15 protein-coding genes are annotated in these 19111 nt (G+C 72.6%); 10 read left to right on the top strand and 5 right to left on the bottom strand.

Annotation, left to right across the window (positions count from 1 at the left end; translation table 11 throughout):
* Positions 1-11 precede the first annotated feature (11 nt).
* The 3 genes from AOM03_RS09020 to pta form a co-directional block, all read right to left on the bottom strand.
* The gene (locus tag AOM03_RS09020) at positions 12-2465 is read right to left on the bottom strand and encodes a phosphoketolase family protein (protein WP_227589949.1); all 2454 of its coding nucleotides are present in this window, start codon (positions 2463-2465) and stop codon (positions 12-14) included.
* A gap of 224 nt (positions 2466-2689) precedes the next feature.
* On the bottom strand, positions 2690-3811 hold the full coding sequence (locus AOM03_RS09015) for an acetate/propionate family kinase (RefSeq protein WP_062380798.1): 1122 nt from the start codon (positions 3809-3811) through the stop codon (positions 2690-2692).
* Between the two features lie 5 nt (positions 3812-3816).
* Positions 3817-5895 carry a phosphate acetyltransferase gene (gene pta / locus AOM03_RS09010; protein ID WP_062380511.1) on the bottom strand — a complete coding sequence of 693 codons (2079 nt, stop codon included), beginning with the start codon at positions 5893-5895 and terminating at the stop codon, positions 3817-3819.
* A 141-nt stretch (positions 5896-6036) separates the two neighbouring features.
* Here pta and AOM03_RS09005 point away from each other — a divergent pair, with 141 nt between their 5' ends.
* The 4 genes from AOM03_RS09005 (at position 6037) to AOM03_RS08990 (ending at position 10326) form a co-directional block, all read left to right on the top strand.
* Positions 6037-6798 carry an SURF1 family cytochrome oxidase biogenesis protein gene (locus AOM03_RS09005; protein ID WP_062380509.1) on the top strand — a complete coding sequence of 254 codons (762 nt, stop codon included), beginning with the start codon at positions 6037-6039 and terminating at the stop codon, positions 6796-6798.
* Positions 6795-7133: a DUF3817 domain-containing protein gene (locus AOM03_RS09000; protein WP_062380507.1), complete on the top strand. Its 339-nt coding sequence runs from the start codon at positions 6795-6797 to the stop codon at positions 7131-7133. Before AOM03_RS09005 ends, AOM03_RS09000 begins: the two co-directional genes overlap by 4 nt.
* Entirely contained in the window at positions 7133-8704 is a 1572-nt protein-coding gene (guaA, locus tag AOM03_RS08995) for a glutamine-hydrolyzing GMP synthase (protein WP_062380796.1), read from the top strand. The genes AOM03_RS09000 and guaA overlap by 1 nt, the downstream gene beginning before the upstream one ends.
* A gap of 173 nt (positions 8705-8877) precedes the next feature.
* Entirely contained in the window at positions 8878-10326 is a 1449-nt protein-coding gene (locus AOM03_RS08990; protein ID WP_062380505.1) for a serine hydrolase domain-containing protein, read from the top strand.
* A gap of 101 nt (positions 10327-10427) precedes the next feature.
* On the opposite strand, the gene AOM03_RS08985 is transcribed toward AOM03_RS08990, so the two are convergent.
* Positions 10428-10769 (bottom strand): hypothetical protein, encoded by a 342-nt coding sequence (locus AOM03_RS08985; protein WP_062380503.1) that lies wholly within the window; start codon positions 10767-10769, stop codon positions 10428-10430.
* Complete coding sequence (locus AOM03_RS08980) at positions 10766-12514, bottom strand: PspC domain-containing protein (RefSeq protein WP_062380501.1); 1749 nt, start codon at positions 12512-12514, stop codon at positions 10766-10768. Before AOM03_RS08980 ends, AOM03_RS08985 begins: the two co-directional genes overlap by 4 nt.
* A 153-nt stretch (positions 12515-12667) precedes the next feature.
* On the opposite strand from AOM03_RS08980, the gene AOM03_RS12730 reads away from it, so the two are divergent.
* The 6 genes from AOM03_RS12730 (at position 12668) to AOM03_RS08950 (ending at position 19056) form a co-directional block, all read left to right on the top strand.
* The gene (locus tag AOM03_RS12730; protein ID WP_062380499.1) at positions 12668-13687 is read left to right on the top strand and encodes a sensor histidine kinase; all 1020 of its coding nucleotides are present in this window, start codon (positions 12668-12670) and stop codon (positions 13685-13687) included.
* The gene (locus AOM03_RS08970) at positions 13684-14334 is read left to right on the top strand and encodes a response regulator (protein WP_062380497.1); all 651 of its coding nucleotides are present in this window, start codon (positions 13684-13686) and stop codon (positions 14332-14334) included. Before AOM03_RS12730 ends, AOM03_RS08970 begins: the two co-directional genes overlap by 4 nt.
* A gap of 127 nt (positions 14335-14461) precedes the next feature.
* Positions 14462-15307, top strand: a complete 846-nt coding sequence (locus AOM03_RS08965; protein ID WP_062380495.1) for a hypothetical protein — start codon at positions 14462-14464, stop codon at positions 15305-15307.
* Between the two features lie 226 nt (positions 15308-15533).
* On the top strand, positions 15534-18290 hold the full coding sequence (gene pcrA / locus AOM03_RS08960) for a DNA helicase PcrA (RefSeq protein ID WP_082092286.1): 2757 nt from the start codon (positions 15534-15536) through the stop codon (positions 18288-18290).
* A 41-nt stretch (positions 18291-18331) separates the two neighbouring features.
* A complete protein-coding gene (locus tag AOM03_RS08955) occupies positions 18332-18727 on the top strand; it encodes a YidH family protein (protein WP_062380493.1) in 396 nt (131 codons plus the stop codon).
* The gene (locus tag AOM03_RS08950; RefSeq protein WP_062380491.1) at positions 18724-19056 is read left to right on the top strand and encodes a DUF202 domain-containing protein; all 333 of its coding nucleotides are present in this window, start codon (positions 18724-18726) and stop codon (positions 19054-19056) included. Before AOM03_RS08955 ends, AOM03_RS08950 begins: the two co-directional genes overlap by 4 nt.
* The last annotated feature ends 55 nt before the right edge of the window (positions 19057-19111 follow it).

Below are 19111 nucleotides of genomic sequence, written 5' to 3'. Positions count from 1 at the left end.
AAGAAGGAGGCTCAGATCTCCTCGTTGTCACCACCCGTGATGAGCGCGCCCTCGAGCTTCGCGGCCTTGCCGCCGCCCCAGGTCCACTGCGCGACCTCGGGGAGGTCCGCACCGGTCTCGTAGGCGAAGCGCTGGGCCTCCATGCGCTTGTCCTGCAGCGACTGGCGCAGGGCCGCGGCGCGGGTGCCGAGCGACGGGACGCGGTCGATGACGTCCATGACCAGCGAGTAGCGGTCGATCTGGTTGACCATCGCCATGTCGAACGGGGAGGTGGTGGTGCCCTCCTCCTTGAACCCGCGGACGTGCAGGTTCGCGTGGCCGTTGCGGCGGTAGGCGAGGCGGTGGATCAGCCAGGGGTAGCCGTGGTAGTTCATGATGATCGGCTTGTCGGTGGTGAACAGCTGGTCGAACTCGCGGTCCGACATGCCGTGCGGGTGCTCCGACTCGGGCTGCAGCTTCATGAGGTCGACGATGTTGACCATGCGGACCTTGAGGTCGGGCAGCTCGCGACGGATGATGTCGATCGCGGCCAGCACCTCGATGGTGGGCACGTCGCCGGCCGAGGCCATGACCACGTCGGGCTCCTCGCCCACCGGCACGTTGGAGGCGAACTCCCAGATGCCGGCGCCGCGGGCGAAGTGGTTCTCCGCCTGCTCGATGGTGAGCCACTGCGGCTGGGGCTGCTTGCCGGCCACGACCACGTTGACCTTGTCGCGCGAGCGCAGGCACTGGTCGTAGGTCGCGAGCAGGGTGTTCGCGTCGGCGGGGAGGTACACGCGCACCACCTCCGCCTTCTTGTTCACCACGTGGTCGATGAAGCCCGGGTCCTGGTGCGAGAAGCCGTTGTGGTCCTGGCGCCACACGTGCGACGAGAGCAGGTAGTTGAACGACGGGATCGGGCGGCGCCACGGCAGCTCGTGCGCGACCTTGAGCCACTTGGCGTGCTGGTTGAACATCGAGTCGACGATGTGGATGAACGCCTCGTACGAGGTGAACAGGCCGTGGCGGCCGGTGAGGTTGTACGCCTCGAGCCATCCCTGGCACTGGTGCTCCGACAGCATCTCGACGACGCGGCCCTCGGGGCCCATCACGCCGTCGTCGGGGTCGATCTCCGCGTTCCAGACCTTGTCCGTCACCTCGAGCACGGCCGCGATGCGGTTCGAGGCGAGCTCGTCCGGCGCGAAGACGCGGAAGTTGTCCGGGTTGTTGCGCATGACCTCGCGCAGGAAGCCGCCCAGGGTGCGGGTGGCCTCGCCGATCTGCGCGCCCGGCGCGGGCACGTCCACCGCGAAGTCGCGGTAGTCGGGCATGACCAGGTCCTTCATGAGCAGGCCGCCGTTGGCCTCGGGGCGGGCCGACATGCGCAGCTCGCCCTGGGGGACCACGCCGAGGACCTCGGACTTGGGGGCGCCGTTCTCGTCGAACAGGTCCTCCGGGCCGTAGGACTTCAGCCAGTCCTCGAGGGTCTTGAGGTGCGCGTCGGTGTCGCGCGCGTTCGACAGCGGCACCTGGTGCGAGCGCCACGAGCCCTCGGTGCGCTTGCCGTCGATCTCCTTGGGGCAGGTCCAGCCCTTGGGGGTGCGCAGCACGATCATGGGCCACTTGGGGCGCTCCATGTTCGGGTTGACCTTGGCCTCGGCCTTGATCGCGGCGATCTCGTCCATGACCTCGTCCATGAGCTCCGCGTAGCGGCGGTGGATCGAGGCGAACGACTCGTCGTCGAAGCCGGCGGTGAAGAAGTGCGGCTTGTGGCCGTAGCCCACCATGAGCGCCTCGAGCTCGTCGTCGCCGATGCGGGCGAGGACGGTCGGGTTGGCGATCTTGTAGCCGTTGAGGTGCAGGATCGGGAGGACCACGCCGTCGGTGGCGGGGTTGATGAACTTGTTCGAGTGCCACGAGGTCGCGAGCGGGCCGGTCTCGGCCTCGCCGTCGCCCACGACCGCCGCGACCAGCAGGTCCGGGTTGTCGAAGGCCGCGCCGTACGCGTGGCTCAGGGCGTAGCCCAGCTCGCCGCCCTCGTGGATCGAGCCCGGGGTCTCCGGCGCCACGTGCGACGGGATGCCGCCGGGGAAGGAGAACTGCTTGAACAGGCGGCCCATGCCGCGCGCGTCCGGGGCGATCTCCGGGTAGGTCTCGGTGTAGGTGCCCTCGAGGAAGCTCGCGGCGACCAGGCCCGGACCGCCGTGGCCGGGGCCGATGATGTACATCGTCGGCTGCTGGCGCGACGTGATCATGCGGTTGAGGTGCGTGTAGATGAAGTTCAGGCCCGGCGTCGTGCCCCAGTGGCCCACGAGGCGCTTCTTCACGTGGTCGCGGTCCAGCGGCTCGCGTAGCAGCGGGTTGTCGAGCAGGTAGATCTGTCCGACCGACATGTAGTTCGCGGCGCGGAACCACAGATCGATGGCGTCGACCTCGGCATCGGTGACGGTCTCCGCAGTGCGGGTGGACCAGGGGTTAGGCGTCATGCTGACCTCCATTTCGGGATGTGACCAGCATCACATATTGAACGTTCACATGGCTTGGCGAAGGTCCCCCGGGTGTGCGCGCGGCGCGGGTTTGCGCGGGCGCGGGGCGGCCGCGGGACCAAGGGCCCTGCTCGAGGGTCCCCACGGGACGATGCGGTGGAGACGCACGGAGGCCCCGCACCGTGCGGTGCGGGGCCTCCGGAAGCGGTGGGGCTGCGTGGCGCCTACGCGGCCGCCGCGATCGACTGCAGCGCGATGGCGCGCTCCTCGTTGGTGGGGACCACCCAGATCTGGACCGGCGAGTCGTCGGTGGAGATCAGCGTGGCGACCTTCTTGCGGCCCGCGTTGCGCTCGGGGTCGATGACGATGCCCAGGCCCTCGAGGCCCTGCATGCACTCGAGGCGCACGGCCGAGTCGTTCTCGCCGATGCCCGCGGTGAACACGATGGTGTCCAGGCCGCCCATGACGGCCATGTACTTGCCCACGTAGCCCTTGATGCGGTGGGCGTAGACGTGACGGGCGAGCTGCGCGTCGGCGTTGCCGGCGTCGAACGCCGTCTCGATGTCGCGCATGTCGGACATGCCGGTGAGGCCGATGAAGCCGGACTTGCGGTTGAGCAGGTCGTCCAGCTGGTCGAAGGTCCAGCCCTGGCGGCCCAGGTGGATGAGCGCGGCCGGGTCGATGTCGCCCGAGCGGGTGCCCATCATGAGGCCCTCGAGCGGGGTGAGGCCCATCGAGGTGTCGACGGACTTGCCGCCGTCGACCGCGGTGGCCGACGCGCCGTTGCCCAGGTGCAGGACCACGGTCTTGAGCTCCTCGACCGGGCGGCCGACGAGCTCCGCGACGGCCTGCGACACGAATGCGTGCGAGGTGCCGTGGGCGCCGTAGCGGCGGATCTTGTACTGCGCGGCCACGTCCTTGTCGATGGCGTAGGTGTACGCCGGCGCGGGCATGGTGGTGTGGAACGCGGTGTCGAAGACTGCCACGTGCGCGAGGCCCGGGAAGGCCTCCTTGGCCGCGCGGATGCCCTTGAGGTTCGCGGGGTTGTGCAGCGGGGCGAGGGTGCCCAACTCGTCGATCTTGGCCTCGACGTCCTCGGTCACCACGGTCGCCTCGGTGAAGATGTCGCCGCCCTGGACCACGCGGTGGCCCACGACGGTGATCGCGGCGAGGTCCACGTTCTCGTCGGCCTCGAGCGTGGTCATGACCTCGCGGATGGCCTCCGTGTGGTCCTGGACGCGCTCGACGATGCCGGAGGCCAGCGGGGCCTCCTGCGCCGTGTCGACGACCTGGTACTTGACAGAGCTGGAGCCGCAGTTGAGGACGAGTGCGATTCCGTTGGTCATGGTGCTCACGCGTTGCCTTCCGAGTTGACGAGGTTCTGTGCCTGGATCGCCGTGATGGCGACAGTGTTGACGATGTCCTGCACCAGCGCGCCGCGCGAGAGGTCGTTGACCGGCTTGCGCAGACCCTGGAGCACGGGGCCGACGGCGACCGCCCCGGCGGAGCGCTGCACCGCCTTGTAGGTGTTGTTGCCCGTGTTGAGGTCGGGGAAGACCAGCACGGTCGCACGACCGGCCACGGGGGAGTCGGGGGCCTTCGAGCGGGCCACGGACGGCTCGACGGCGGCGTCGTACTGGATCGGGCCGTCGACCAGCAGGTCGGGGCGGCGCTCGCGCACCAGGCGGGTCGCCTCGCGCACCTTGTCCACGTCCGAGCCCGAGCCGGACTCGCCGGTCGAGTAGGAGAGCATGGCCACGCGGGGCTCGACGTCGAACTGCTGGGCGGTCTCCGCGGAGGAGATCGCGATGTCCGCGAGCTGCTCCGCGGTCGGGTCCGGGTTGACGGCGCAGTCGCCGTAGACCAGCACGCGGTCCGCGAGGCACATGAAGAACACGGACGACACGACCGAGACGCCCGGCACGGTCTTGATGATCTGGAACGACGGCATGATCGTGTGCGCCGTCGTGTGCGCGGCGCCGGACACCATGCCGTCCGCGAGGCCCTCCTGGACCATCATCGTGCCGAAGTAGCTGACGTCCTGGACGCGGTCGCGCGCGGCGTCGATGGTCGCGCCCTTGTGCTTGCGCAGCTCGTAGTACTTCTGCGCGAACGCCTCGACGTACTCGGGGTCGGTCGGGTCGACGATGCGGGCGGCGTCGAGCTCGAGGCCCAGCTCGGCCGCGCGGGCGCGGATCGTGGTCTCGGAGCCCAGGATGGTGAGGTCCACCACGTCGCGGGTGAGCAGGGACGATGCGGCGCGCAGGATGCGGTCGTCGCCGCCCTCGGGCAGGACGATGTGCTTCTTGTCCGAGCGGGCGCGGTCCAGCAGGCCGTACTCGAACATGAGCGGCGTGACCACGTCCGTGCGGGCGACGTCGAGCATGGCGCGCAGCGCGTCGGTGTCGACGTACTCCTCGAACATCGCGAGGGCGAGGTCCACCTTGAGCTGGCTCTCGCGCGACAGGCGGCCGCGGGTGACGGAGCAGCGGTGCGCGGTCTCGAAGGTGTCCATCTCCGTGCGGACCACCGGCAGCGAGGAGCCCAGGCCCTCGACCAGGCGGCGCACCGCGGAGCGGGGCTCGAAGCCGCCGGACAGGATCACGCCGGTCAGCGAGGGGAAGCCCTCGGCGCCGTGCGCGGCGAGCAGGGCGAGGAGCGTGTCGGCGCGGTCGCCGGGGGTGATGATGACCTCGCCGTCCTCGATGCGCGACAGCAGGTTCGCGGTGGTCATCGCGCCCACGATGATGCCGCGGCTCTCGCGCGACAGCAGCGCCGGGTCGCCGGTGACGAGCGTGCCGTCGACGGCCTTGAGCAGCTGCGACATGGACGGCGCGAGGATGAGCTCGTTCTCCGGCAGGATGCCCAGCACCTGGTCCGCGGGGAACAGGGCGCGGATCGTGTCGAGGTCCGCCGGGTTGCAGCGGTTGACGAAGTGGCCGGCGACGTGGGCGTGCGAGTTCTGCAGCTCCGCGCGGGCGGCGGTCACCACCTGCTTGACGTCCTGCGGCGTGCGCTCGTGGCCGTGCACCACGAGCACGACGGGCACGCCGATGTTCGCGGCCACGCGGCCGTTGAACTCCAGCTCCGCGGCGGCGGACACGTCGGTGTAGTCGGTGCCGACCACGACGACCGCGTCGCACTTGCGCTCGAGCGCGTGATAGCGCTGGAGGATGGTCGCGAGGGCCTTGTCCGGGTCCGCGTGCACGTCCGCGTACGTGACGCCCACGGCCTCCTCGTAGGTGAGGTCGATGCTCTCGTGGCCCAGGAGCAGGTCGAGGACGTAGTCGCGACCCTCCTTGACCCGGGAGACGGGGCGGAAGATTCCGACCCGCCCGACCTGCTTGGCGAGCAGATTGGTGATGCCGAGCGCGATGGTCGACTTGCCGGTGTCGCCTTCCGCGGATGCGATATAGATGCTGCGAGTCACTGGCCCATCGTGTCACGGAAGAGGGGCGGCGGCCCGCCCGAAGGTCCCGCCGCCGCCCGGGACCATGGGCCCGGGCCGCGGCCCTAGACTGGCGCCACCCAGAGGAGGCCGCGCTCCGGCGGCCGTGAAGGCGAGGTGCGGGTGACGCGGGTGAGATGGGGCGCCGTCGCCGTCGCGACGGCCCTCGCGACCGTGGTGGTCGTGGTGTGCGGCGCGCTCGGCTGGTGGCAGTGGACCCGGGCCTCGTCCACCGGCGTGACCGTCCAGCCCGACCCGCCCGTCCCGCTCGCGGACGTCGCCGCGCCGGGCGCCGCGCCCACGGGCGCGATCGGCCGGCAGGTGACGGTGTCCGGGACCTGGGCCGATGCGCCGGCCGCCGTGGTCTCCGGCCGCGAGGTGGACGGGGTGGCGGCCCGGATGCTCGTCCGGGCGCTCACGGTCCCGGCCGATGCGACGGGCACCGGCGAGCCGGCGACGCTCGCCGTCGTCGTGGGCTGGCGCCCCGACGGGGAGGCCGCCGGGCCCGATCCGGGCCCGGGCGCGGCGACCCTCACCGGCTACCTGCGCGCGTCCGAGGCGGCCGGCGCATCGTCCCTTCCCACGGAGGAACCGGCGCCCGGGACGTTCTGGGCGAGCGCGATCTCCACCGCGGAACTCGCCCAGGCGTGGCCCGCGCCGCTGTACGGGCCGGTGCTGGTGGCGTACGAGGGCACGCAGACGTGGACGGCGCTCGAGCCGCTCGAGCCCACCACCGAGCTGAACTTCCGGTCCGTGGCGTACGCGCTGGAGTGGTGGCTGTTCGGCGCGTTCTTCCTGTTCATCGCGGTGCGCTGGGTGCGGGACAATGGTCGCGCGCTCCCGGAGGCGCCGGGCGCGCGCGAGTCCTTGGGAGACGACGAGTGAGCGATGCGGGACCGATCCGCGGGGCGCTGCTGCGCTACCGCGTCATGGCGATCATCACGGGCACGCTGCTGCTCATCGTGACGGTGGGGATGCTGCGCTACCTGCCGGGCCTGGACGGCGTGAAGGAGGCGCTCGATCCCATCCTGCTGCCCGTCGCGATCGTGCACGGCTGGGTGTTCATCGTGTACCTCGCCGCGGTCGCGCACCTGTGGATGCTCATGCGGTGGGGGATCGTGCGACTGGTGTTCATGGCGGCCGGCGGCGTGGTGCCGGTGCTGTCCTTCGTGGCGGAGCGGCGCGTGACCCGCGAGGTCGCGACTACCGTGGGGGCGTGATGAATCAGACCCAGCACCGCCCGGTCCTGGTGGTCGACTGCGGCGCGCAGTACGCGCAGCTGATCGCCCGCCGGGTCCGCGAGGCGAGCGTCTACTCCGAGATCGTGCCCCACTCGATGAGCGCGGCCGACATGCTCGCCAAGGACCCCGCCGCCGTCATCCTGTCCGGCGGCCCGTCCTCCGTGTACGAGGACGGCGCCCCCCAGATCGACCCCGCCCTGTTCGAGGCCGGCGTGCCCGTCATGGGCATCTGCTACGGCTTCCAGGCCATGGCGCAGGCCCTGGGCGGCACCGTCGCCAAGACCGGCCTGCGCGAGTACGGCCGCACCCAGGCCTCCGTGGCCGCGCCCGGCACCGCGCTCGCGGGCAGCCCCGCGGTGCAGGAGGTGTGGATGAGCCACGGGGACTCGGTCCAGTCCGCGCCGCCCGGCTTCTCCGTGCTCGCGACCACCGAGGGCGCGCCCGTCGCCGCGTTCGAGGACCTCGAGCGGCGCATGTGCGGCGTGCAGTGGCACCCCGAGGTCAAGCACTCGCCGCTGGGCCAGCACGCGATCGAGAACTTCCTCTACAACGTCGCCGGCCTCCAGCCCGACTGGACCTCCGCCAACGTCATCGACGAGCAGGTCGCCCTGATCCGCGAGCAGGTGGGCTCCAAGCGGGTGATCTGCGCGCTGTCCGGCGGCGTGGACTCCGCCGTGGCCGCGGCGATCGTGCAGAAGGCCGTGGGCGACCAGCTGGTGTGCGTGCACGTGGACCACGGGCTCATGCGCGCGGGCGAGGTCGAGCAGATCGAGCAGGACTTCGTCGCCTCGACCGGCGTCAACCTCATCGTGCGCGACGAGAAGGAGCGGTTCCTCGAGGCGCTCGCCGGGGTGTCCGACCCCGAGACCAAGCGCAAGATCATCGGCCGCGAGTTCATCCGCGTGTTCGAGGACGCGGCCCGGCAGATCGTCGAGGACGCGGACGCGCACGGCGAGTCCGTCGACTTCCTAGTCCAGGGCACGCTGTACCCCGACGTCGTCGAGTCCGGCGGCGGCGAGGGCGCGGCCAACATCAAGAGCCACCACAACGTGGGCGGTCTCCCCGACGACCTGCAGTTCTCCTTGGTGGAGCCGCTGCGCGCGCTGTTCAAGGACGAGGTCCGCGCCGTGGGCCGCGAGCTGGGCATCCCCGAGGACATCGTGGGCCGCCAGCCGTTCCCCGGCCCGGGCCTGGGCATCCGCATCATCGGCGAGGTGACCTGGGAGCGCCTGGAGATCCTGCGCCGGGCCGACGCGATCGCCCGCGAGGAGCTCACCGCGGCCGGGCTGGACGACTCGATCTGGCAGTGCCCCGTGGTGCTGCTCGCCGACGTGCGCTCCGTGGGCGTCCAGGGCGACGGCCGCACCTACGGCCACCCCATCGTGCTGCGCCCCGTGTCCTCCGAGGACGCCATGACCGCCGACTGGTCGCGCGTGCCCTACGAGGTGCTCGCGCACGTCTCCAACCGCATCACCAACGAGGTGAGCGAGGTCAACCGCGTGGTGCTCGACGTGACGAGCAAGCCGCCGGGCACCATCGAGTGGGAGTAGGCGCGGAACGGGGCGCCGAGCGGATCGCTCGGCGCCCCGTTCGCGTCTGCTGACGGGTCTTCGCGGCTGTCGCCGGCCCTGGGCTCTGCGAGGGATGATGCCGTTGCCGGGCCAGCCCGCCGCCGCTAGGGTCGGAACGTCCTCGCACGTGCACCCCGCTCGGGAGGGACCTGATGCGGCAGCTGCTGGCCCTCGCGGCGCTCGGCCTCGGCGCGGTCGTCGGCGCCGTCGTGCCGAGCGGCACGATCGAGGACTACATCGCCGCGGAGATGCCGGCCTCGGGAGCGCCCGGAGTGGCGTATGCGGTGGTCACGGACGGCGAGGTGTCGGAATCCGGGGCGCGCGGCGTGATGCGGGTCGGGTCCGACGAGCCTGTCACGGCGGACACCCCGTTCGTGATCGGCTCGATCTCGAAGAGCTTCACCGCACTCGCGGTCATGCAGCTGGTCGAGGCCGGGCGGGTCGACCTCGACGACTCCGCCGGCGACCACGTGTCCTCCCTCGCCGGAGCCCCCGCCGGCGCGCCCTCCGTGCTCGAGCTGCTCAGTCACACCAGTGGCTTCTCGACGCTGCAGGGCAACAGCTCCCGCGGTACGTCGGACGGCGCCGCCCCACTCGAGGCGGCCGTCGCCGCCCTCGCGGACGTGGATCCTGCCCACGCCCCGGGAACCCGGTGGGAGTACTCCAACGCCAACTACCAGGTGCTTGGGAGGCTGATCGAGGAGGTCGCGGCCGTCGACTACCAGTCGTACGTGGCCGAACGGATCCTCGAGCCCGTCGGGATGCACGCCAGCTTCGTCGCCGACGGCCAGATCCACGACGAGATGGCGAGCGGACACACCCCGTGGTTCTGGACCAAGCGGCCGGTGGCGGAGAACCGCACCGACGTGGTGACCGCGCCCCAGGGCGGCATCGTCGCCAGCGCCAACGACCTGGCCGCCTACCTCGCCATGATGATGAACGGCGAGGACGACGTGCTCAGCGCCGAGGGCAAGGCCCGGATGATGAGCCCCGCCGGCGCCGTCTCCCCCTTCTACGGCCTGGGCTGGTACGTCGACACGGCCGAAGGGACGGTCGGACACACGGGGTCGACGCCGGGCATCGAGACTCAGGCCACGATGATTCCGGCGGGGGACGATGCGGTGGTGGTCCTGGTCAACGGCGGCAGCGGCGTCGGGTTCGGCGAGACCACGCAGTTGCGCTTCGGGGTCACCGCCATCGCGCTGGGCCTCGACTACGACGGCGAGGGGTCGCGCTGGTCTCAGAAGGCGCTGTTCGTGGGCCTCGCGCTCGCGCCGCTCCTCTACCTGATGTCCATGGCGTGGGCGTGGCGCAAGCGAGCGGCGATCCGCGCAAAGTCCGGCGCGGCGGGCCTGTTCAGCCTGTGGTTCCCGCTCCTCACGACCACGCTGGCGGCGTGGGTGCTGATGTCCCTCGTGCCGAGCCTCATGGGCGCGCCCCTCGCGACGGTGCGCGTCTTCCAGCCCGACCTCGCGCTCGCGATGACCGCCACCGCCGTCGGTGGGGTGGCATGGGCGCTGTTCAGGCTCGCGATCGCGTACACCGGGAGGCGCACGGTGGTGACTGCGGGTCTCGCCCCTGCTCGCGGTCCGGGACAGTGAGGACCGCCATCGTTGCGTCAATGCGTCCTGCGGGACAGTGGGGACCGGCGTGTCAGGTGACTGGCGGTCCTCACCGTCCCGCAGGACGCGAGGGGGGCGGATCAGCGGTCCTCAGTGTCCCGGACGGTGGTGGGGGCGGGGTCGGAGTCCGTGGTGGGCTCGTCGACCAGCGGCTCTCCGACTGGAGGCTCCTCCACCGTCGGCTCGAGCGCGGCCAGGGCCTCGCGCTCGCGGCGACGCTGGCGGACCCCGACGGCCAGGGCAGAGGCGAGCAGCCACCCGCCCATCGCCGCGAGGGCGATGATCAGCGCGAGCTCGGCGTCGACCGACCATCCCGACAGTGCGGCGATCCCGAGGCCGCCGAGCGCGGCGACGATGACTCCCCAGACAGCGCCGGTGACGCGCTCGCTTGGGCTCTTGCGGGGACGGATGACGGTGCTCATCGCGAGACCTCCTCGATGGTGACGACGGCGCCCTCCGCGGCGACGTCGAGGGTGACGAACGGCTGGGTGGGGGTCATCGCCGCGAGTGCGTCGCCGGCGGGCACCTCGCAGGACAGCCCGCGGCCCGGCCACACGACGGTCGCGCCGCCGGGCGCATCGACCGCGACGCCCGCGCCTGCATCGATCCGGACGACGGTCTCCGCGTCCTCGATGGAGAGGCGTCGCTCGCCGGTCAGATCCTGGGCGACGATGGTGTTTCCGGTCACGGAGTGGGAGCCGATCTCCTCGCACGAGCCGGGGAAGATCAGCACGGAGAACTCGTCCTCGAACACGGCGAGCGGGTCCGCGCCTGCGGTCGACTCCGGGTCGGACCGGTAGATGTCGAGGTCACCGATGCGCACATGCACTACGTCGTCGCCGTCGCGCACGAAGTTGATCTCGGGGATCCACTCGCGGCCGAAGGAGCCGTCCCGGATCTCGTCGGCCTGCACGATCACCGCACCCAGCGGCAGCAGCAGCAGGCCGCCCAGGAAGCCCAGGAACCCGAGCTTGCGCCCCACGAGCGCGACGATCGCGAGCAGCACGCCGAGTCCGGTGACGAACACCGCGATCCACGCGGGCACGGCCGGCACCGCGAGGCGGTCCTGCCAGGCGGCGAGCGCCACGCCGACGATCGACAGCACGAACCAGGCCAGCGTGAGCAGGTAGAAGGCTGCGCCCGGGCCCGGCACGCGCGGGGGGCGCGGAGGCGTCGACGGCGCGGCGGGGTGGGTGCCCGCGGGGTACGGCGCGCCGGCGTAGGGGGCCGCGGGGTAGGAGGCGCCGCCGTACGGAGGCTGCCCCGCGCCCGGCGCGGCCGGGGACGCGCCGTACGCCCGGGCCTGCTCCGGCGCCCAGGCGCCGGCCGTGGCCGCAGTGGTCGCGCTCGCGGCGAGGTCGGCATCGGACGCGGCACGATGCGCGGCCTCCGTCGCCGCGTCCGCCGCGGCCTGCCCGGCGACCACCGCATCGTCCGCGGCGCGGTGCGCGGCGGCCACGTTGTCCGCCCGCTGGCGGGCGCGGTCGGCGGCCCACGCGGGCGGGACGGCGTAGATGGGGGTGGGGCCGGGCTCCGTTCCGGGGTCGCCGGGCGCGGCGGATCCTCCGTCCGGCGTGGACGGCGAACCGGGGGCGGTGCCGGGGACCGGCCCCGGGTCGGGCCGCGGAGCACCGGGCGCGCCGGGCGTGCCCCCGGAGCGGTCGCGACCCTGGCGCACCAGGAGGACGACCAGCACCGCGACGCCGGCGAGCACCGCGAGCGAGAACAGCACACCGAGGACGGTGCCCAGCGCGCTGAGCGAGGAGGTGAACGGGCCCTGGTCCCACGGCCACGCGTCGCCCCAGCCCCACGCGCCGAACATCCACGGCGCCTGGTTGAGGTTCGCCAGCCCGAGGACGGCGACGATCGCGATCACGATGATCGCGCCCACGTTCGGCTCGCCGCGGCCCAGGTCCTGGGCGACGATGCGGCCGCGCCGGTCCGGCAGCAGCGCCCAGGCGGCGGCATAGGCCAGCAGGGCCATCCCGGTCAGCATCGCGCCGGCGGCGACGAAGGCGACGCGGGTCCAGCCCAGCGGCCAGCCCAGCCGATCGGCGACGCCGGCGGCCACGCCGCCCGCGACCCCGCGGTCGCCGCGGGTGAATCCCCAGCCGCGGATCGTGGTGAAGAATCCCGCCTCGGTGGGCGGGGGCGCCTGGTCGGTCATGGCGTCCTCCTCTGCTCTCACCTTCGAGTCTGGTCCGGCCGCGTCCGCCCGGCTATGAGGGAGGACCCTGATCCGCACCCTGAAATCCGGGCGACCCTCGCATCGTCCCCGGGGCCGAGGCCCCGCGTCCGTCCCCTGTGTGACGATGTCACCGTGACCCCCTCGCCCGGCCGTGTGGCCGCCCCGCTCGAGCGGCGCCCCGCCGCGTCGCAGTGGTGGCGCGCGCTCGTCGGCGCGGTGATGCTCGCGGCCGCGTTCGCGCTGCTGATGCGACGGCTCGACTGGGCGCACCTGTCGTGGTGGCTGCTGCCGCTGCTGGTCTTCGTCATGGGCGTGGTGCTGGTCTGGAGCCCGCTCGAGCACGCGGTCCAGCTCGATGCGCGCCGCCCCGACGTGGGCGGCCTGTTCGGGCGCGACGTGTGGCTCAGGGTCATCGCGGGTCTCGCCCTCGCGGTGGTCGCGATGTGGGCGTTCGCGGCCGCCGATGCGGGGCTCGACCCCGTCGCGCGCCTCCTGCTCGTGCCGCTCGTGGTGGTCGCGGGCTTCGCGCTGCTCCTCGCGCCGTGGTGGCTGCGGCTCATCCGCCAGGTGCGGGTGGAGCGCGAGCGGCGCGTGCGCGAGTTCGAGCGCGCCGAGATCGCGGCCCATCTGCACGACTCGGTGCTGCAGACGCTCACGCTCATCCGCGCCCGCGCGCACGACCCGGAGGCGGTCGCGCGGCTGGCCCGCGCGCAGGAGCGCGACCTGCGCGCCTACCTCTACCAGGACCGTCGCACGGCGACCGAGTCCGTCTCGACCGCGGTGGCCGCCGCCGTCGCGGAGGTCGAGGACGCGTACGCCGTCGAGGTCGACGTCGTGACCGTGGGCGACGCGCCCACGAGTCCCGAGCTCGCCGCGGCGGTGCAGGCCGTCCGTGAGGCCACGACGAACGCGGCCCGGCACGCGCGCGGTCCCTACTCCGTCTACGCGGAGGTGACGCCGGGCGTCTTCGAGGCGTTCGTGCGCGACGGCGGGCCGGGGTTCGACCCCGCGGCCGTGCCGGCCGAGCGGATGGGGATACGCGAGTCGATCCGGGGGCGCGTCGCGCGCCACGGCGGCGAGGCGACCGTGAGCTCGCGGCCGGGTGGCCGCACCGAGGTGACCGTGACGATGCCCAGGGAGGGTGGACGATGAGCGTGACCGTGGTGATCGTGGACGACCACGACGTGATCCGGGTGGGGGTGCGCGAGAGCCTCGACGACGACATCGAGGTGATCGGCGAGGCGCGCGACGTCGAGTCGGCGATCGCGGAGGTCCGCGCGAAGGCGCCCCAGGTGGTGATCCTCGACGTCCATCTCCCGGGAGGCACCGGGGGAGGCGCGCTCGACGTGCTGGCGGAGGTGCTGCATCGTCCCGGGGCGCCCCGCGTGCTCGCCCTGTCCGTGTCCGATGCGGCGGAGGACGTGGTCGCGACCGTCCGGGCCGGCGCGCGCGGCTACGTGACCAAGTCGATCTCCGGGCCCGACCTGTCCGACGCCGTGCGCCGCGTCGCGACCGGTGACGCGGTGTTCTCGCCGCGGCTCGCGGGCTTCGTGCTCGACGCGTTCGGCGCGGCCGGCGGCGAGGTCGCCGCGGCGGACGAGGACCTCGACAAGCTCACCGAACGCGAGCAGGAGGTGATGCGCCTGATCGCCCGCGGCTACACCTATCGCGAGGTGGGCGAGAAGCTCTTCATCTCGATCAAGACCGTCGAGACCCACGTGGGCAAGGTGCTCCACAAGCTGCAGCTGTCGAACCGTCATGAGCTCGCGCACTGGGCGGCGCAGCGACGGATCGTGTGACCTGCGCGACACGGGGTCGCCGCGGTGGGGTGATTTGCCCCGAATTGTTGGCCGATTCGAGCGAAGTGCCTGATAGATTGGCGAACTGACGGTTGTGCGGGGTGGGCGGCGGTCGTAGTGTGCGCTTATGGGGGCATACGAGGAGCACTACCTCCCGGACGAGGGTGGGGCGATGCCGCCCGTCGGCGCGGCCGACGGGCGATCCGCGGTGCGCGGGCACGAGTTCTGGAACGAGCGGCCATGGGCCGTCCGGCGTGAGGAGCGAGCGGCGGCGCCGCTGCGCGAGACGCGGCCGCCCATGCCCGTCCCCGAGGCCTACGACGTCGACTCGCTCCAGCGCACGGGCGCGGGCCTTCCCAAGCGGCCCGGCCGCGCCGCGATGCGCGCGGTGCGCGAGGCCGAGACCGACACCTCGCCCACGCCTCGGGAGTCCGTCACCGGGCATGCATGGGAGCCTGTGCTCGCACCGCTCGAGCTGCCGCGTGACGGCGTGCTCGCGGCGGAGGACGCCTCGGAGCCCCAGGAGGCAGTGACCGACGAGGTGCCGAGCGTCGCCGTCCTTCCGGATGGCCGCGCCGATGCGACGCCTCCGCCGGTTTCCGAGCCCGCGCCGGAATCCGGCCCCGCGACCAGGGACGATGCGACGGCGGCTTCGCGTCCTGCCGCGCCCGTTCGCGGTGCCGGTTCGGAGGCCGACTCCCAGGCCGACCTGGGCGAGGCCGCGCTCGCGATGCTCGCGGTGCTCGCGCCGCACCTCGACGGCTTTGCCGCCGACCCCGCGGCGGAGGTGCGGGCCACCTTCGCGCGCTGCCACGGGCTGCTCGCACGGGCCGGGAAGGCTCGCTCCGACCGGCGCGTGTGGCGCGCCCTGCTGACCATGGCGGACGCGGACCTCGACGCGGGCGTGCGCCGGGCCGCCGACGAGGCGCTCACGGCACTCGAGCACCACGGCACGCTTCCGGTCACGGTCTGACCCCGCCCGCCGTGTCCTGACCTCGCCCGCGCGTCCTGACCTCGCCCGCGCGTCACCCCTCCACACAGGACCGGCGGAATCCGGCGCGAAAACGCTGATATCCGTGCGACACGCCGCCGACACGCCGGGCCGTGTGTGGAGCAGCGAAGAATCCGTGTGGACAGGTGAGGCGGCGCGGTGGAGGGCCCGGGCGGGCGTCGGCCGCAGCGCCTAGAATCGTCCGGTCATGGATGCGCTCTTCGATCTCGACGGCTCGGTCCCCAGCGAGCCCAAGCCCGCCAAGCCTGCCGCCCCGGAACCGGGGGCGCCCGAGCCGGACCCGTGGTTCGCGGACGGGGTCGCGCCCGCGGGGTCGGAAGCCGCAGATTCCAAGCCCGCGGGGTCGGCGCCCACGGAACCCGAGCAGGCCGAGCCCGCGCCGACGGAGCCCGAGCCCTGGCCCGAGCCGGACCCGGAGCCCTGGCCCGAGGAGGAGTCCGAGCCCGAGGGCGCATGGACGCCCCCGGCCGACGGTGCGGCCATCGCGCACGGCGGCGCCTCCGACGAGGCCTGGTTCGGCGCGGCGACGCCCGTCGCGCCGCGCGCGACCGCACCCGCCGCGAACCGCCCCGGCCGCGGCGCGTCCTCGCTGGTCGAGGGCCTCAACCCGCCCCAGGCCGAGGCCGTCCTCCACCAGGGTCAGGCGCTGCTCATCATGGCGGGCGCCGGATCGGGCAAGACCCGCGTCCTCACGCACCGCATCGCGCACCTGCTCGAGTCGGGCCGCGCGCGCCCCCACCAGATCCTGGCGATCACCTTCACCAACAAGGCCGCGGCGGAGATGCGTGAGCGCGTCGAGGCGCTCGTGGGTCCCGAGGCGCGTGGCATGTGGGTCGCGACCTTCCACAGCGCGTGCGTGCGCATCCTGCGCCGCGACCACGAGCGCGCGGGCCTGAGCTCCAGCTTCTCGATCTACGACACGTCGGACTCGGTCAACCTCATGAAGCTGGTCATGAAGGAGCTGAACCTCGACCCCAAGAAGTTCACGCCCAAGGCGATCCTGGGACGCATCGGCAAGTTCAAGGACGAGCTGATCGACCCCGAGGTCGCGCTCGCGGGCGCGCAGATGGCGTCCAAGTTCTCGATCGAGCACGCCGCCGCGACCGCCTACCCGCTCTACCAGCGGCGCCTCGAGGCGGCCAACGCGGTCGACTTCGACGACATCATCGTCAAGACGGTGAAGCTCATGCAGGGCCACCCCGAGGTGGCGCGCGACTACCGGGCGCGCTTCCGCCACGTGCTGGTCGACGAGTACCAGGACACCAACCACGCGCAGTACGTGCTGGTGCGCGAGCTCGTGGGCGAGGAGGGCGACGCGAGCCTGCCCGCCAGCGAGCTCACCGTGGTGGGCGACGCCGACCAGTCGATCTATGCCTTCCGCGGCGCAACCATCCGCAACATCATGGAGTTCGAGAAGGACTACCCGGACGCCCACCTGGTGCGCCTCGAGCAGAACTACCGCTCGACCCAGAACATCCTCTCCGCCGCGAACGCGGTCATCAAGAACAACTCCGACCGCCGCCCCAAGAACCTCTGGACCGACTCCGGCGCGGGCGCCAAGATTCTGGGCCACGCCGCGGACACCGAGCAGGACGAGGCCCAGTACATCGCCAAGGAGATCCGCCGGCTCATCGACGAGGACGGCGTGAGCCCCGCGGACGTCGCGATCATGTACCGCGCGAACGCCCAGTCCCGCGCGATCGAGGAGCGCTTCATCCGGGCCGAGATCCCCTACAAGGTGGTGGGCGGCACGCGCTTCTACGAGCGCAAGGAGATCAAGGACATGCTCGCGTACCTCGCCGCCGTGGTGAACGAGGACGATGACGTGGCCACCCGCCGCATCATCAACGTGCCCAAGCGCGGCATCGGCGACACGGCGGTCGACTCGATCGAGGCCGTCCGCCGCGAGCTCGTGGCCGCCGGCACGGAGGCGAGCTTCGGCACGGCGCTGCGGAGCCTGGACGATGCGGGCCTCGCCGCCCGCTCGCGCCGCGCCATCGAGGACTTCGTGCGGCTCATGGACGACCTGCGCGCGCTCGCGGCCGACAACGGCCCCGCCGGCGTGCTCGACGCGATCGCGGACCGCTCCGGCCTGCTCGCGAGCCTGCGCTCGAGCGAGGACCCGCAGGACGCGAGCCGCATCGAGAACATCATGGAGCTCGTGGCCGTGGGCCGTGAGTTCTCGGAGGAGAACCCCGAGGGCTCGCTCGCCGACTTCCTCGAGAAGGTGGCCCTGGTGGCCGATGCGGACCAGGTCCCGGACGCCGACGGCACCGGCGGCGTGGTCACCATGATGACGCTCCACACCGCGAAGGGCCTGGAGTTCCCGGTGGTGTTCCTGACCGGCATGGAGGACGGCACGTTCCCGCACATGCGGTCGATCGAGTCGGGCGACCTCAAGGACATGGAGGAGGAGCGCCGCCTCGCCTACGTGGGTCTCACCCGCGCGCGCGAGCGGCTCTACCTCACGCGCGCGGAGGCGCGGTCGAGCTGGGGCGCCCCGCAGTACTTCGGGGCCAGCCGCTTCGTCGAGGAGATCCCCGCGGAGCTCATGGAGTGGACGCGGGCGGCCACGTCGATGTCCTCGCTGCGGGCGAGGTCGGACCGGGGCACGGGCCGCTCGGGCGCCTGGTCGGGCCAGGGCTACGGGTCCGGTGGCGGATTCGGCTCGGGCGGCGGCTACGGCGGCAGCCAGGACCGCGAGGACGGCAACACGTACGCGCGGGCCGGGGCTGTCAAGACCCGGCGCGTCCCGCCGAGCCCGCCCGGCGGCGGGGGCGGCGACATCGGTTTCTCGGTGGGCGAGCGGGTGCTCAGCGAGAAGTTCGGCATGGGCAAGGTCGTGGGCACGGAGGGTGCGGGCCGCAACGCGGTCGTCAAGGTCGACTTCGGCGGCGACGTCAAGCGGCTGGTGCTGCGCTTCAACTCCCTCGACAAGCTGTAGCGCGCGGCGGGGTCCCGTCGGGCCCCGCCTAGGCTGGAGGCATGACCCCTGCTGAGAAGCCGGCCCCCGCATCGTCCCCGGACCGACGCTTCCCGCGCGGGGTGTACGCGCACGGCACGGAGCCGGACGCGCGCTTCTCGCTCGCGAACGAGCGCACGTTCCTCGCGTGGATCCGCACCTCGCTCGCGCTGATGGCGGGCGGGCTCGCGCTCGAGGCGTTCTCCGTGCCCATCGACGAGACGCTGCGCATCGTCGCGGCGGGCGCCCTGCTCGCGCTCGGGCTCGCGGCGGCCGTCCAGGCCTGGCTCGGATGGATGCGCAGCGAGCGCGCCATGCGCGAGGAGCGCCCCCTGGCGCCGCCGGCGATCGGGCCCGTCCTCGTGGTGGGACTCATCGCCGTGATGATCGCGCTCGCGGTGGGCCTCGCGACGCGATGAGCGAGCTGTTCGACGCGGGGATGCAGCCCGAGCGCACGCTGCTCGCGTGGCGCCGGACGTGCCTCGCGATCGGGGTGGGCGGGGCCGCGGCAGCCCGCTACGGCGGCACGGTCGTGGGCGTGCCCGCGGTCGTGGCGGGGCTGCTGGGCCTCGCGCTCGCGGGCGCCGCGTACCTGTTCGCCGCGCGCCGCTACCGGCGCGCGCACCGCCACCTGGTCGACCGCGGCGTCCTCGCCCACGACGGGCTCCCGCTCGCGCTGCTGGCCGGGGCCCTGGTCGCCCTCGCGATCGCCGGGTTCGTGACGCTGCCTGGCCTCGCGCAGGGCTGACGTGCGCGGATAGGCTCGGCCCTGGTGGTCACAGACTTCCGGCGCGCACGCGCCG

The sequence above is a fragment of the Demequina pelophila genome, from assembly GCF_000971175.1.
In the GTDB taxonomy this organism is placed as follows: Bacteria; Actinomycetota; Actinomycetes; order Actinomycetales; family Demequinaceae; genus Demequina; species Demequina pelophila.
Note: the sequence above shows the minus strand (reverse complement) of the source record. Positions and strands in the feature narration are given on the sequence as shown.